Source organism: Rhodococcus sp. A14 (genome assembly GCF_011603105.1).
Lineage (GTDB): Bacteria > Actinomycetota > Actinomycetes > Mycobacteriales > Mycobacteriaceae > Rhodococcus_F > Rhodococcus_F opacus.
Genome location: NZ_JAAOQS010000033.1, coordinates 25,385 through 39,966, shown reverse-complemented (window position 1 = coordinate 39,966; position 14,582 = coordinate 25,385). Strand labels below are relative to the sequence as shown.

The window sequence follows — 14,582 nt, the reverse complement described above, 5'->3', positions numbered from 1 at the left end:
CAAGCTCGAGAGTAGCTTCGAAGAGAACGAGGAGTCACCATGGACAACGAAGGCATCGGCTCGTGGCTCGAGCGCCGCATCACCATGACGCCGAAGAACGAGGCGCTCGTCTTCGACGGACGGGCCGTCACGTACGAGGAGATGGCCCTGCGGACCCGCCGACTCGCCCACGGCCTGCGCGCCCTCGGCGTCGAGAAGGGTGACTGCGTCGGCTTCTTCGGTTTCAACGACCCCGCGGCGCTCGAGGTGATGTTCGCGGCCGGGCTGCTCGGTGCCACGTATCTCCCGCTCAACGCACGCCTCACCGCCGAGGAAGCTCGCTACGTGCTCGTCGATTCACGCTGCACCACAGTGATATTCGGCGATCAGCAGGCCGACGTCGCGCAGAAGCTGGCGAAGTCGGACACCCCGGTCACCACCTGGATCGGCCTGGGCAACTCGTGGTCCACCCACACGTACGAGGGCGTGCGCGCCGGGCAGCCGGACACCCGCATCGACGAGCAGGTGGGCCTCGACGACCTGTCCGTGCTGATGTACTCGTCGGGCACCACCGGAGCACCGAAGGGTGTCATGCTCAGCCACGGCAACATGCTGTGGAACGCGCTGAACCAGCTTCTCGCCCAGGACATGACGTCGAAGGAACGCACGCTGTCGGTGGCGCCGCTGTTCCACATCGGCGGGATCGGCGGCGCCGTCACACCGACACTGCTCAACGGCGGCACCGTGGTGCTGCTGCGCAAGTTCGATGCCGGCGTCGTCCTCGACACGATCGAGAAGGAACGCATCACCACGTTCTTCGCGGTCCCCACGATGATCCAGGAACTCTGGCACCACCCCCGGTTCGCGGACGCCGACGTGTCCAGTCTGCGGGCCATCTGCGTCGCCGGGGCTCCGCTACCCGAAGCGTTGATCTCCCCGTGGCAGGACCGGGACGTCGCGATCACGCAGGCGTACGGCCTGACGGAGACCGCGCCGTCGGTGACCATGCTGTCGAGCGCGGACGTGCGCACCAAGATCGGGTCCGCCGGCAAACGGACGTTCTTCACCGACGTCGACGTCGTGCGTCCGGACGGGTCGAGCGCCGAACCGCACGAGATCGGCGAGATCGTCGCCAAGGGCCCGAACGTGATGCTCGGCTACCTGAATCAGCCCGAGGCGACCGCCCGCACGATCGTCGACGGCTGGCTGCACACCGGCGACGCCGGCTACTTCGACGACGAAGGTTTCCTCTTCATCTGCGACCGCTACAAGGACATGTACATCTCGGGCGGCGAGAACGTCTACCCCGCCGAGGTCGAGGCGGCACTGCTGAGACTGGAGGGCATCCGGGAGGCGGCGGTGATCGGCGTCCCCCACGAGAAGTGGGGTGAGACCGGTATGGCCTTCGTCGTCGCCGCCGACGGCACGACCCTCGACGAGGAGACGGTGCGCGTCCGGCTGCGAGAAAAGCTCGCGGGCTTCAAGATTCCCACGTTCATCCAGATCGCGGAGGCACTCCCCCGCACCGCCACCGGCAAGATCCGCAAACCTGACCTGCGCAAGCTTGCCGCTTCGCAGCCTGTGAGTACTTCTTAACCGCGGGCGGTTAACAAGTACTCACGAGCGTGCTTGCATTATGGAATGAAGCACATCGGGATCGTGTTGTTCGACGGCGTCGAGGAGTTGGACGCCGTCGGGCCGTGGGAGGTGCTGTCCGCGTGGACGCGCATGTACCCGGACGACGGATACACCGTGTCCTGCCTCTCCGCGTCGGGCGGGAGTGTGCAGTGCGCCAAGGGCCTCGCCCTGGGCGCTCATCATTCCCACGCCGACGCGCCGCCCCTCGACGTGCTGCTCCATCCCGGCGGTCAGGGCACGCGGCCACAACTGCTCGACGACGCCCATCTCGACTGGGTGCGCCGCCAGCGCGCCGTCGTTCCGTTGATGACCAGCGTGTGCACGGGTTCCCTGGTCTACGCGAAAGCCGGCCTGCTGAAAGACAGGCCGGCTACGACGCATTGGGCGTCGTTGGCGTTGCTGGCGGAGATCGATCCGACCATCGACGTGCGCCCGGACGATCGATTCGTCGACGACGGCGACGTGATCACGTCGGCCGGTGTCTCCGCGGGTATCGACATGGCACTGCACCTCGTCGCCCGCTTCGCCGGAGCGGAGCGGGCGCGCGAGGTGCGCCGCTATATCCAGTACGACCCTCGCCCCCTGTGAGTACTTGTTAACCACCCGCGGTTAATAAGTACTCACGGGCGCGTCAGCGCACCACGGAGAGCGACACGCGGCTGGGGTAACGCTCCCCCGTGTGCACGGTCTGGTGGGCGACCACGAATTCCGAGGATTCGTAGGCAGATTCGCCGGTGTTCAGGTTGCGGTCCCAGCGGGGATGGTTGCTGGACGTCACGTGGACCCGGATCCGCTCGCCGGGCTGGAAGGTGACGGCCGTGGACCACAGGTCGATCGCGTACTCGTACACCTCCCCGGGCACGAGCGGGCTCGGTTCGGCGGACGTGTACGTCCCGGGCGTCCGGTAGGAGTCGCGGTAGCGGGCCCGCACCATGCCGTCGGTGAGCGTGATCGACGTGCCGTCCGCGGTCACCCGGCACAGTCGCACGACGAAATCGGTGTCGACCGCACTGGATGACGCGAACAGTGTCGCGGACACCCGGCCGATCACCGTCAACGGCTCGGTGAGTGCCTCACCGGTGAACACGAGGACGTCGTCGCGGGATTCGACGCGGCTCTGTTCCAGTGCGCCGGCCGCGAACGTTCCCGGCATCATCGTCGCCCCACCGACCGTCGGCACCGGATCCGCCGGGTCGTAGTCGTAGTCGACGCACCCGTCGGTCCGCTCCGCTTCCGCGACGAGGGTTCCGCCGGGAGCCAGGAAGAATTCGGCGGTGCGCGCGGGTTCCGGGAAGCGGTCGTACGTCCGCCACCGGTTCTCGCCCATCACGAAGATCCGGACCCGGGGCATGGCGGGTTCCTCGTCGCCGAGCACCGACGCGTACCACTGCGCGTGAACCGACGACAGGTCCTGCCCCGAGTCGAGCACCGCCTGGTTCGCGGGACTGCCGAACACCACCGAGCCACCGAGCCCGGAGAAGTTGGTGTGACTCCACGGGCCCACGATCAGGTACGGCGCGGGGGCCGCACCGGAATCACTGTGCGCCAGTTGGCCGAAGTACTGGTCGAGGGTGCTGTTCACGAAGATGTCGTACCACCCCCCGATGTGCAGCGAGGGGAGGTCGACGGCCCGGTCGCTCGCGCTGTCCCACAGGTCGCGGGTGGGGTGATCGATCGGGAATCCCAGCGATTCGACGATCGGCGACGCGAAGAACGCCGGGGCGTCCACGGCCATGTCGCGGACGGGCAGGATGTCCAAGAACGTGTCCTCGGACATCGCCCGGTCGATCCGCGCCCACGACGCCCACTCACGTTCCGCGCGGACGGGATCGGTCCGGGACAGTTTCGCGATCTCGGCCGGTCCGGCCGAGTAGTGCCCCCACCCGAGCCGGGCACCGAATTCCACCGCGCCGCCGCGCACGAGTCCACCGGACCGCGCGTTGCCGCCTGCGGAGATGCCCGGGGCGATGCCGCGCAGGGCCGGCGGCTTCTCCTGGGCTGCACGCCACTGGGTTTCGGCGAAGTACGACCGCCCCCACATGCCCACGGCGCCGGTCGAATACGGCAGTTCGGCGGCCCACTGCACCGTGTCGTAACCGTCCGGACCTTCGTTCTCGGACGGCACGAACTCGCCGTCCGAGCCGAATCTGCCGCGGACGTCCTGCATGATGACGACGAATCCGGTGGCCGCGACGGTAGCGGGGTTGAGGTAGCCCGAGTTCACGGACAGGTCGCGGCCGTACGGGGTGCGGGTGAGCAGAACCGGGAAGCGTCCGGATCCGTTCGGGCGGTACACGGTCGAGCGCAGAACCACCCCGTCCCGCATCGTCGCCTCGACGTCGTTCTCGATCAGTACATCGTGTTTCACAGGTTCGGTCACTTTCGACGGGAGTGCGGTCATTTGCCGAGGTCGGTGGTGCTGGTCCGGTAGGTTTCCCGGACCGTGAGCGTGGTGAGCGCGCTGACCAGGCAGCAGCACGCGGTGAACACGGCCACCGGAATCCAGCCGTTCGGTCCGGGCCGGACGAGTGCCGCGGCGATGGTGGGGGCGAATCCGGTGGCCACCAACGCCAGCTGCCCGGAGATCGCCATGCCCGAATACCGGATGCGCGTCTCGAACATCTCGGCGTACAGGGCGGGACCGACGGCGTTGATGAGCGAGTAGCCGGCCACCATCACGACGCATGCGGTGATCAGGATCAGGGCCGTCGAACGCTGGCTGACCGCCCAGAAGAATCCGGAGATGGCGACGGCGCAGACGAGATTGCCGGTGATGAAGATCGGCTTGCGTCCGATCCGGTCGGCGAGGATCCCCGCGGCGGGCTGGGCCACGAGCGCGAGTGCGGCGGTGAGCACGGTCGCGCCGACCATGACGGTCCGGGACACACCGGCCTCGTGGGTGCCCCACGACAGGGCGAAGGCGCTGAAGATGGTGGAGACCACCGCGAACAGGCCGCAACCCACGACCCGCAGCACGCTCGGCCAGTGGTCGCGGAAGATCACCTTCGCCGGCATTTCCTTGGGTTCGTCGGTCGACACGGCCTCCTCGAACACCTCGCTCTCGGGCAGCATCCGGCGGATGACGAGCCCGGCGAGTGCGACGAACATGCTGAGCAGGAACGGGATACGCCATCCCCAGCTGAGGAAGGCGTCCTCGGGCAGTCCGGAGAACACGAGGACGACCAGCGATGCCAGCAGCATTCCCGCGGCGGCACCGGTGTTCACCCAGCTCGCCGCAAGCGCCCGGCGATCGGCGGGTGCGTGTTCGAGCGCCAAGGACGCGGCTCCCGCCGACTCGCCCGCCGCCGACGCACCCTGGACGGCCCGGAGCAGCACCAGCAGGATCGGCGCCGCGACGCCGATCGCTCCGTACGTCGGCAGGCAGCCGATGAGCGACGTGGCCACGCCCATCATCACGAGCGTCACCACCAGCATCCGCTTACGGCCGAGGGTGTCCCCGAAGTGGCCGAAGACGAGGGCTGCGAGAGGCCGGACGACGTACCCGATCCCGATGGTCGCCATCGACACGATGGTCCCCCAGAATGAACCGAGATCCGGGAAGAACAGGGTGTTGAACGCCAGCGCGGAGAAGGAGGCGTAGATGAAGAAGTCGTAGTACTCGAGTGTGCTGCCCACGAAGGAGGCCAGGGCTGCCCGGCGCGCGTGGGGTGACCGGACGCTCGTGTCGGCGCGTACGTCGCGGCCGTCGAATGTGGAAGTCATGTGGTTCCTACCTGAATGTGAAGGGCATCCGGGAGTTCGGAGAGGCCTCGAGGCGGGTGCGGCACCGGGGATCGGAGTTGTCCAGGTCACATCCGCTGCCGCCGAGGGAGACTCTGCCAAAGAAACCGATCACCGTCCAAGAGCAGTATCGGCACCGATTGATAAGCGATCGTTATTGCTCGTCGGGGGCGGCGTCCGACGACGGCAGCACGTCGGCGGCGAGGTCGAGAACCGTCTGCACGACGGGCGATACGGGACGGTCCGACCAGGCCAGCGCGGCCCGGACTTCGTATCGGCCGGCGTCGAGGGGAACGAGCACCACCCGATTGGGATACGTCTGGACGTCACCCGGCACGAGCGCCACACCGACCCCGGCCGCGACGAGGGCGGTCAGCACGATGCCGTCGGTGGTCTCCTGCACGATGTTCGGCGTGAACCCGACATCCCGGCACGCGGCGAGCAGATCGCGGCGGAGCGTGGATCCGGTGGCGGCGGGATTCGCGACGAACGTTTCGTCGCGCAGTTCGGCGAGGTCGATCGACTCCCGTGCGGCGAGTGGGTGATCGCTCGGGAGCAGCGCACTGAGGTACTCCACCGAGATCTGCCGCGTGAGCACATGGGGGTGGGACACCGCGTCCGAGACGATCCCGAGGTCGAGTTGCCCCTCCCAGATTTCGTCGAGGATCTGCCCACTGACCGTCGCCCCCTCGAGGACGAGATCGATCAGCGGGTACCGACGGCGCACCGACCGTGCCAGAGAAGACAATTCGGTCTGCCCGTAGGCGCCGCTGAACCCGACCCGGACGCGACCCTCGACCGCCGGATCCGCGATCACCGCGGCATCGACGGCGCGGTCGATTCCGGCGAGCGCGTCCTTGCACGGCTGCAGGAAGCGCTCCCCCGCCGCGGTGAGCCGGACCGATCGCGTGGTGCGGTCGAACAGTTTCACGCCGAGGCGCTTCTCGAGTTGCTGCACTTGCTGACTCACGGCCGGTTGCGCGATGTGCAGCACCTCGGCCGCCCGGCCGTAGTTGAGTTCCTCGGCGACCGCGACGAACGACTTCATCCAGCGGATCTCCACGGCCCCTCAGTCCACCACGAACACCGTGAGACGCACCTCGCCGGGGAGGCGTTCGCCGGTGCCGACGAGGATCCGCGAGCGCAGCCACGACCACCGGCCCTCGGCGGCGGTGAGCCGTGGGGTGCAGCGGAAGTAGATGCGCTCGGGCGGCACGGCCTCGCCGTCGACCAGTCGGGCGATGTCTTCGGCGGTACCCGAGCGCAGCCCGAAGTTGGTGACGTAGATACGGTCGCCGTCGTCGGTCTCGATGGCGTACTTGGCCTCGAGTTCGGTGAGCGTGGACGAGCTGAGCAGCTGGAAGTCCGCCCCGACCGGCAGCACGGTGCCCCGCAGCTCGGGGCCCTCGACCCGGCCACCGAGGATGGGGATGATGCGACGTGTTCCCTCGGGCGTGGATCCGATCTCCACCGGCTCGGCAACCTCCACGACGAACGTGGCGAGGAACGACATCCCGGGCGGGGCCGGGGCGAGGAGCTCGGTCATCGCGCCCTACTCGACGAAGGCGGGAAAGGCGATGCTCTGCAACGTGTCCCGCATCTGGTTCACCACCGTGTCGGGGATGCCCTCGAAGTAGCGTCCGTGGGCCGCGTCGACACGTGCCTTGGCGTCGTCGCGGAGCCGGCGTCCCTCGTCGGTGGCCGCGATCAGTTTGTTGCGGCGATCCGAGGGGTCGAGGGTGCGCACGACGAGTCCGCGTTCCTCGAGTTCGTCGACCAGGCCCACGATCTGACTGGGGTCGAGACCCATGGTGGCGGCCACCCCGCGCTGGTTGACGCCCTCGGCCTGCTCACACGCGAGGACCAGGACCGAGTAGGAACGCACCCGCAGCCCGGTGGGAACGAGGGCCTTGTTGACCGCGCCCAGCACCATTCCGCCGACGCGCGAGAGCAGGAACCCGATGTCGTCCGATAACGCCTGCGACTCTGCCATGCGACGACCCCCTTCTGATGATTGTCGGTAGAGTAGCAGATCTTAATCATTGACATTCTCAATCATCAATGATTACGTGTGATCCAGCGAACACGACCTTAGGAGAATCACGACATGGACCTCAGCAACAAAGTCGCCGTAGTCACCGGCAGCGGACAGGGCCTCGGACTGGCCTACGCCAAGGACCTGGTGCGGCACGGCGCCGCGGTCGTGATCAACGACGTCAACCAGGCCACCGCCGACGCCGCCGTCGCCGAGATCACCGCCGCGGGCGGCCGGGCCGTCGCCGTCGTCGCCCCGGTCGGCAGCACCGAAACCGCCCAGAAGCTGGTCGCCGGCGCGGTCGACGCGTTCGGACGCCTCGACGTCATGGTCACCAATGCCGGCATCCTTCGCGACAAGGTGCTGTGGAAGATGACCGACGACGACTTCGACGCCGTCATCAACGTGCACCTGCGCGGCACCTTCACCTGCGTCCGCGAAGCCGTCCTGAAGTTCCGCGAACAGGGCGACGGTGGTCGCATCATCTGCATCGGCTCCCCCGCCGGCCAGCGCGGCAACTTCGGGCAGACCAACTACTCGGGCGCCAAGTCCGGCATCGTCGGCATGGTCCGCACCTGGGCGATGGAACTACAGCGCGCGGGCATCACCGCCAACGCCGTCTGCCCCGTCGCCGCGACCGCGATGACCGAGACCGTCCCGTTCCTCGCCCCCTACATCGAGGGCATGAAGAACGGCGAGCCGCTCCCCGACATCATCCGCCGCGAGGTGGGCCTGGGCACCCCCGAGGACGCCGCAGGCATCATCTCGTTCCTCGCGTCCGACGCGGCAGCCGAGATCACCGGCCAGGCCTTCGCCGTCGGCGGCGACCGCCTCGCGCTGTGGTCGCACCCCGACCTGACCGCGGTCGAGTACCACGACGGCGGCTGGTCGGCCGACGACATCGCGGCTCAGTGGAACGGCACGTTCGGCGACACCGTCCAGTCCGTCGGCGAGGAGTTCCCCGAGGAGCTGATGGCGAAATGAGCCGCTACGAGTACGGCATCGACTTCGACAAGATCGACGCCATCGACATCCACACCCACGTCGAGATCGACGGCTGCGGGCACCGGTCCCTCGACGACGAACTGATGGCCGCCTCGGAGAAGTACTTCAAGTCCGGCGAGGAACGCACCCCGTCCATCGACGCGATCGCCGACCACTACCGCTCCCGCAACATGGCCGCGGTCGTGTTCACCGTCGACGCGGCCTCGGCCAGCGGACACCCCGCCAACTCGGTCGAGGAGATCGCCGAGGGCGCCGCCCGCCACAACGACGTCCTGATCCCGTTCGGATCCGTCGACCCCTGGCAGGGCAAGGCCGCCGTGCGGCGCGTGCACCGGCTCGTCGACGACTACGGTGTGAAGGGGTTCAAGTTCCACCCCAGCATGCAGGGCTTCGAACCCAACGACCGGCAGTTCTACCCGCTCTACGAGGCCATCACCGAGGCCGGGGTCCCCGCCCTGTTCCACACCGGTCAGACCGGGATCGGCGCCGGACTGCCCGGCGGCCACGGCATCAAACTGCGCTACTCCGACCCGATGCTGCTCGACGACGTCGCCGCCGACTTCCCCGACCTCACCGTGATCATGGCCCACCCGTCGGTGCCGTGGGTCGACTCGCAGATCTCCATCGCCACCCACAAGGCCAACGTCTTCATCGACCTGTCCGGGTGGTCACCGAAGTACTTCCCGCCGCAGCTGGTCAAGGCCGCCAACAGCATGCTCCGCGGCAAGGTGCTGTTCGGCTCCGACTTCCCCGTCATCCAGGTCGACCGCTGGATGAAGGACTTCGAGAACCTCGACATCAAACCCGAGGTCACGCCCCTGATCTTCAAGCAGAACGCGCTGCGCGTTCTCGGCATCAAACACTGACCCTGCCCCACCGAACCACCAGGAGACTTAGCGTGACCACCGCAACCACCACCCGCGTCGCCACCCTGGCAGACCTCGCCGCGCTCGAGGGCCAGTCGCTGGGCACCAGCTCGTGGATCGACATCCCCCAGCAGCGGATCAACACGTTCGCCGACGCCACCGACGATCACCAGTGGATTCACGTCGACCCCGAGCGCGCGACGGCGGAGAGCCCGTTCGGCGGGCCCATCGCCCACGGCTACCTCACGTTGTCGCTGATCATCCCCATGTGGGACGAGGTACTGACCGTCGACAGCGTCACCATGGCCGTCAATTACGGTCTCAACAAGGTCCGATTCACCAACCCCGTGCCCGCGGAAGGACGCGTCCGCCTCAACGCGACGCTGCAGTCCGTCGAGGCACTGCCCAAGGGCGGCGTCCAGGTGACAGTCGCCGGGCAGATCGAACTCGAGGGCAGCGAGCGTCCCGCGGTAGTCGTCGAGGCCGTGTACCGCTTCTTCGAGTGACCCACCCGTGAGTACTTGTCAACCGCCCGCGGTTGACAAGTACTCACAGGCGTTACTCGGGAGCCTGATCGTCGGGCTCGAGCTGTTCCGCCTGCTTCCGCTCGGACGCGTTTCCCGCGATTCCCTTCGCCTCACGCTCGGCCACCAGCCGGTCTTCCATGTCGTCGACGAGGTCTGCGATCCGCTGGTGCTCGGGGAGGTGCTGATCGTGTCGATCCGAATTCGCCTTCATCACGCTCCTTCCGCTGTGTGCGAACGTGCCGCAAATCCTGCGACTTCCGGACGCACAATTCGAACTGTACGCCGCGGGCCCGGCCGAAGCGGGCATTCGCGGCGGCACGAACTGGACGCCCGTCTTTCACGCTCTTCTCGCCGTCGGCGAAAGCTGTTGCCGAACACCGCCTTACGAGCGCTCAGTACTCCAATGTCGCACTGCGCAACCTCATTTCGCCTTCGATGCGGGCCCTCCACCGCTGCCGGCAGGCGATGAATTCGATGCACAATCGACACCGTCTTGCGAGTACCTGCAGCCGGCACCTCGTACTCTGGACCGGGTACCACCCGAAGGAGGACCGATATGCCAGCAGTCACCACACCTCACGTCTATGTTCATCGTGCCGGCGATCGGCTGAAAACCAAGATTTCCTGGTTGGATTCGAAACATTCGTTCTCCTTCGGCCAGCACTACGACCCCGACAACACGCACCACGGGCTGCTCCTCGTGAACAACGACGACACCGTGCTCCCCGGTCAGGGATTCGACACGCATCCGCACAAGGACATGGAGATCGTCACGTGGGTGCTGCGCGGCTCGCTCGTGCATCAGGATTCGATCGGCCACTCCGGCATCATCTATCCCGGCCTTGCGCAACGCATGAGCGCAGGCAAGGGCATCATGCATTCAGAAAAGAACGACAGCTGGCGCCTCGAGGGTGACCAGCACCACGAGCCGGTGCATTTCGTCCAGATGTGGGTGGTACCCGACGAAGCCGGCCTCACTCCGAGTTACGAACAACTCGAGATCGAGGACGAGATCCTCGAGGGCGGGCTGGTGCCTGTTGCGTCCGGAATGCCGGAATACAAGGACAATTCGGCGATCCGGATCAACAACAAGCACGCGGCCCTTCATGTCGCGCGACTCTTCCCCGGCGCACCGGTGACACTTCCCGAGGCGCCGTTCCTCCACGTCTTCGTCGCCCGGGGCACCGCCGAGATGGAGGGCGTCGGCACCCTGTACGAGGGCGACGCCGTCCGGCTGAGCGCCTCCGGTGGCCAGCAGGTCTCCTCGCACTCCGGCGCCGAGGTCCTCGTCTGGGAGATGCACGCCCGCCTCGGCGGCTGAGTTTCCGGCAAGTTCACAGCCGGACGGCACGCTGCGTGCAGGTTCGTGCGCCACGACGACGAGCGCCGAGCTCGCACTGCGGCTGCAGGACCTCACGAACGACGGCACCTACCTGCGCGGCGCCCAGACCACGGACGCGTACGGCATCGCCCAGTTCACCACGGTCTTCCCCGGCTGGTACATCAGCCGGACCACCTACATCCACCTCGAGGTGCACATCGACAAGAAGACGGTGCTCACCACCCAGCTGTTCTTCGACGAGGCCCTGCTCGACGACGTGTACGCGACCGCGCCGTACTCCGACCACACCGGACGCGAGAACAACGTGAACAACTCCACCGACAGCATCTACGACGACGCCGGCCTGCTGACCGTCGCCGAGCAGTTTGTTTCGCCCTGAGCGCAGTGGTGGACCTCCCGGCGCGGAACGGTGTAAGGATGGAACGCATGACCACGGCTCAGCGCTCCGGCATCGACCTCACTCACCTCGACAACGACACCCGCGCCCAGGACGACCTGTTCGTCCACGTGAACGGCAAGTGGATCGACGACTACGAGATTCCCGCGGACCGGGCGATCGACGGCGCGTTCCGCACGCTGTACGACAAGGCCGAGGTCGACGTCCAGACCATCATCGAGGAGGCGGCGGACTCCGGCGCGGCGCCGGGGACCGACGCGCAGCGCATCGGCGACCTGTACGGCAGCTTCATGGACGCGGACGTCGTCGAGGCCGCGGGGCTCGCACCGATCGCCGGTGAGCTCGCCGACGTGGCCTCGGCCGCCGACCTCTCCGCGCTCGCCGCCGTCATCGGCCGCCAGCAGCGCACCGGGGTCGGCGGAGCCGTCGGTCACTACGTCGACACGGACGCGAAGAACTCCGAGCGCTACCTCGTCCACTTCAGTCAGTCGGGCATCGGCCTGCCCGACGAGTCGTACTACCGCCAGGACGACTACGCGGAGATCCGCGCGGCGTACGTGAAGCACATCGCGAAGATGTTCGCCCTCGCCGGCGTCGGCTACGACGCGCAGCGCGTGTTCGACCTGGAAACCAAGATCGCGGCCGGTCATTGGGACGTCGTGAAGCGTCGCGACGCCGAGCTGAGCTACAACCTGCTCACCCTCGACCAGCTGCCCGCCGGGTTTGACTGGTCGGCGTGGATCGGCGCACTCGGCGGCACGTCCGAGCAGTTCGACGAGATCGTGGTCCGCCAGCCCGACTTCCTCACCACCCTGACCGAGCTGTGGACGTCCGAGGACCTCGACGACTGGAAGGCGTGGGCGACGTGGAACGTCATCCGCTCCCGCGCCCCGTACCTCACGCAGGCCCTGGTCGACGAGAACTTCGCGTTCTACGGAAAGACGCTGACCGGCGCCGAGGAGATCCGTGAGCGCTGGAAGCGCGGCGTGTCCCTGGTGCAGGATCTGCTGGGCGAGGCCGTCGGCAAGCTCTACGTCGAACGCCACTTCCCGGCCGACGCGAAGGCCCGCATGCAGGAACTCGTCGCCAACCTGCAGGAGGCGTACCGGCGCAACATCTCCGACCTGGACTGGATGAGCCCCGAAACGCGGCAGGCGGCGCTGCGCAAGCTGGAGAAGTTCACGCCCAAGATCGGCTACCCCGACAAGTGGCGCGACTACTCGGCCGTCACCATCTCCCGCGACGACCTGGTCGGCAACTACCGCAGCGGCTACGCGGCGGAGTACGACCGCGACCTCGCGAAGCTCGGTGGCCCCGTCGACCGCGACGAGTGGTTCATGACACCGCAGACGGTCAACGCCTACTACAACCCGGGCATGAACGAAATCGTCTTTCCCGCAGCCATTCTGCAGCCGCCGTTCTTCGACGCCGCAGCCGACGACGCCGCCAACTACGGCGGAATCGGTGCCGTCATCGGTCACGAGATCGGCCACGGCTTCGACGATCAGGGCGCCAAGTACGACGGCGACGGCAACATGGTCGACTGGTGGACCGACGACGACCGGACCGAGTTCGGCAAGCGCACGAAGGCGCTGATCGAGCAGTACAACGAGTTCGAGCCGAAGGCGCTGCCCGGCCACACCGTGAACGGTGAGTTCACCATCGGTGAGAACATCGGCGACCTCGGTGGCCTGTCCATCGCCATCGCGGCGTACCGGATCGCCACGGAAGGGGCCGAGCCCGAGGTTCTCGACGGCCTCACCGGTCTCCAGCGGGTGTTCTTCGGCTGGGCGCAGGTGTGGCGCACCAAGGCCCGGGACGCCGAGGCGCTCCGCCGGCTGGCCGTCGACCCGCACTCGCCGCCGGAGTTCCGCTGCAACGGCGTGGTCCGCAACCTCGACACGTTCCACGACGCGTTCGACGTCCAGCCGGGTGACGCCCTGTATCTGGATCCGCAGGAGCGCGTCAAGATCTGGTAGCGACTACCGCAGACGGTCACCCGTCGCCGCGGAGAAGAAGTACACCTCGCCGGGTTTCGGCTGCAGGTGCACCCTCTCCCCCGCGGCGACGGTGCGCGTGCGGTCCACCCGCACCACCACCTTCCCGGATGTGCCGGACGCGTACACGAAGGACTCCGCCCCGAGTTCCTCGAGCAGGTCGGTTTCGACCGTGTACGAGTCCTTGCGCCACGACCCCACCAGCGTCCACGACTCCGGGCGCACCCCGACGATCACGGAACCGTCCCCGATCGCCGAGCGCGGCACGGGAATACGCAGGTCACCCAGTTCGGCGACGCCGTCGCGGATCGGGGTGTCCATGAGGTTCATCCCGGGCGAGCCGATGAACCCGGCGACGAACGTGTTGACCGGGTTGTCGTAGAGATCGCGGGGCCGGGCGACCTGCTGGAGGCGCCCGCCCTGCATCACCGCAACCCGGTCACCCATCGTCATGGCCTCCACCTGGTCGTGCGTGACGTACACGGTGGTCGTACCGAGCCTGCGCTGCAGGCCCGCGATCTGCGAGCGGGTGCTCACCCGCAGCTTGGCGTCGAGGTTGCTCAGCGGTTCGTCCATGCAGAACACCTTCGGGTGCCGCACGATCGCCCGGCCCATCGCGACCCGTTGACGTTGCCCGCCGGACAGTTTCGCCGGTTTGCGATCCAGCAGGGGTTCGAGTTCGAGCATCCGCGCCGCTTCCAGCACCCGGGCGGTGCGTTCCACCTTCCCGACGCCGGCGTTGCGGAGCGCGAAACCCATGTTGTCGGCGACGGTCATGTTCGGGTAGAGCGCGTAACTCTGGAACACCATGGCCACGTCCCGCGCCCGGGGTGGCAGCGCGGTGACGTCGGTGCCGCCGATCTCGATGCGGCCCGCCTCGACGGCTTCGAGGCCGGCCAGCATCCGCAGGCTGGTCGACTTACCGCACCCGGACGGACCCACCAGGACGAGGAACTCGCCGTCCGCGATGTCGAGGTCCAGCCGATCGACCGCGGGTCGATCGGCTCCGGAATAGCGGTGGGTGACGCCTGCGAACTGCACGTGGGCCATGGATG

General features: G+C 67.4%; 14 protein-coding genes and 1 pseudogene. 8 read left to right on the top strand and 7 right to left on the bottom strand.

Annotated features, from left to right (window positions below):
• Nucleotides 1-39: 39 nt before the first annotated feature.
• Together couL and G9373_RS19005 are read left to right on the top strand one after the other, a co-directional pair.
• Complete coding sequence (couL, locus tag G9373_RS19010) at nucleotides 40-1,575, top strand: p-hydroxycinnamoyl-CoA synthetase (RefSeq protein WP_054247412.1); 1,536 nt, start codon at nucleotides 40-42, stop codon at nucleotides 1,573-1,575.
• A 45-nt stretch (nucleotides 1,576-1,620) separates the two neighbouring features.
• Nucleotides 1,621-2,205: a DJ-1/PfpI family protein gene (locus G9373_RS19005; protein ID WP_120659622.1), complete on the top strand. Its 585-nt coding sequence runs from the start codon at nucleotides 1,621-1,623 to the stop codon at nucleotides 2,203-2,205.
• Nucleotides 2,206-2,248: 43 nt separating this feature from the next.
• On the opposite strand, the gene G9373_RS19000 is transcribed toward G9373_RS19005, so the two are convergent.
• The 5 genes from G9373_RS19000 to couR all read right to left on the bottom strand — a co-directional run bounded on the left by G9373_RS19000 (nucleotide 2,249) and on the right by couR (nucleotide 7,351).
• A complete protein-coding gene (locus G9373_RS19000; protein WP_167116169.1) occupies nucleotides 2,249-4,018 on the bottom strand; it encodes a CocE/NonD family hydrolase in 1,770 nt (589 codons plus the stop codon).
• Nucleotides 4,015-5,340, bottom strand: a complete 1,326-nt coding sequence (locus G9373_RS18995; protein WP_167116166.1) for an MFS transporter — start codon at nucleotides 5,338-5,340, stop codon at nucleotides 4,015-4,017. The genes G9373_RS19000 and G9373_RS18995 overlap by 4 nt, the downstream gene beginning before the upstream one ends.
• Before the next feature lie 172 nt (nucleotides 5,341-5,512).
• Complete coding sequence (locus tag G9373_RS18990; protein ID WP_005571413.1) at nucleotides 5,513-6,421, bottom strand: LysR family transcriptional regulator; 909 nt, start codon at nucleotides 6,419-6,421, stop codon at nucleotides 5,513-5,515.
• Between the two features lie 6 nt (nucleotides 6,422-6,427).
• Nucleotides 6,428-6,904, bottom strand: coding sequence for a DUF3237 domain-containing protein (locus G9373_RS18985; RefSeq protein ID WP_005571411.1), 477 nt, complete (start codon nucleotides 6,902-6,904; stop codon nucleotides 6,428-6,430).
• Between the two features lie 6 nt (nucleotides 6,905-6,910).
• Nucleotides 6,911-7,351: a MarR family transcriptional repressor CouR gene (gene couR / locus G9373_RS18980; RefSeq protein ID WP_005263606.1), complete on the bottom strand. Its 441-nt coding sequence runs from the start codon at nucleotides 7,349-7,351 to the stop codon at nucleotides 6,911-6,913.
• A 114-nt stretch (nucleotides 7,352-7,465) separates the two neighbouring features.
• Here couR and couN point away from each other — a divergent pair, with 114 nt between their 5' ends.
• Genes couN through couM form a run of 3 tightly spaced genes read left to right on the top strand, consistent with a single transcriptional unit; the run spans nucleotide 7,466 to nucleotide 9,770 of the window.
• The gene (gene couN / locus G9373_RS18975) at nucleotides 7,466-8,377 is read left to right on the top strand and encodes a 4-hydroxyphenyl-beta-hydroxyacyl-CoA dehydrogenase (protein ID WP_120659625.1); all 912 of its coding nucleotides are present in this window, start codon (nucleotides 7,466-7,468) and stop codon (nucleotides 8,375-8,377) included.
• Nucleotides 8,374-9,264, top strand: a complete 891-nt coding sequence (gene couO / locus G9373_RS18970) for a 4-hydroxyphenyl-beta-ketoacyl-CoA hydrolase (protein WP_120659626.1) — start codon at nucleotides 8,374-8,376, stop codon at nucleotides 9,262-9,264. Before couN ends, couO begins: the two co-directional genes overlap by 4 nt.
• 32 nt (nucleotides 9,265-9,296) lie before the next feature.
• Nucleotides 9,297-9,770, top strand: coding sequence for a p-hydroxycinnamoyl-CoA hydratase (gene couM, locus G9373_RS18965; protein ID WP_005566784.1), 474 nt, complete (start codon nucleotides 9,297-9,299; stop codon nucleotides 9,768-9,770).
• Nucleotides 9,771-9,822: 52 nt separating this feature from the next.
• Here couM and G9373_RS18960 read toward each other — a convergent pair whose 3' ends face one another.
• The gene (locus G9373_RS18960) at nucleotides 9,823-10,002 is read right to left on the bottom strand and encodes a hypothetical protein (protein WP_005253084.1); all 180 of its coding nucleotides are present in this window, start codon (nucleotides 10,000-10,002) and stop codon (nucleotides 9,823-9,825) included.
• Between the two features lie 345 nt (nucleotides 10,003-10,347).
• Between G9373_RS18960 and G9373_RS18955 the strand changes: the two genes are divergently transcribed.
• The 3 genes and pseudogenes from G9373_RS18955 to G9373_RS18945 all read left to right on the top strand — a co-directional run bounded on the left by G9373_RS18955 (nucleotide 10,348) and on the right by G9373_RS18945 (nucleotide 13,509).
• Nucleotides 10,348-11,112 (top strand): pirin-like bicupin family protein, encoded by a 765-nt coding sequence (locus G9373_RS18955; RefSeq protein ID WP_054248839.1) that lies wholly within the window; start codon nucleotides 10,348-10,350, stop codon nucleotides 11,110-11,112.
• 94 nt (nucleotides 11,113-11,206) lie between these two features.
• A pseudogene (locus G9373_RS45925) lies at nucleotides 11,207-11,512 on the top strand (protocatechuate dioxygenase); the annotation flags it as partial.
• A 47-nt stretch (nucleotides 11,513-11,559) separates the two neighbouring features.
• Nucleotides 11,560-13,509 carry a M13 family metallopeptidase gene (locus G9373_RS18945; protein ID WP_005566790.1) on the top strand — a complete coding sequence of 650 codons (1,950 nt, stop codon included), beginning with the start codon at nucleotides 11,560-11,562 and terminating at the stop codon, nucleotides 13,507-13,509.
• A 3-nt stretch (nucleotides 13,510-13,512) separates the two neighbouring features.
• Here G9373_RS18945 and ugpC read toward each other — a convergent pair whose 3' ends face one another.
• Nucleotides 13,513-14,577 carry a sn-glycerol-3-phosphate ABC transporter ATP-binding protein UgpC gene (gene ugpC / locus G9373_RS18940; RefSeq protein WP_167116163.1) on the bottom strand — a complete coding sequence of 355 codons (1,065 nt, stop codon included), beginning with the start codon at nucleotides 14,575-14,577 and terminating at the stop codon, nucleotides 13,513-13,515.
• Nucleotides 14,578-14,582: the final 5 nt, after the last annotated feature.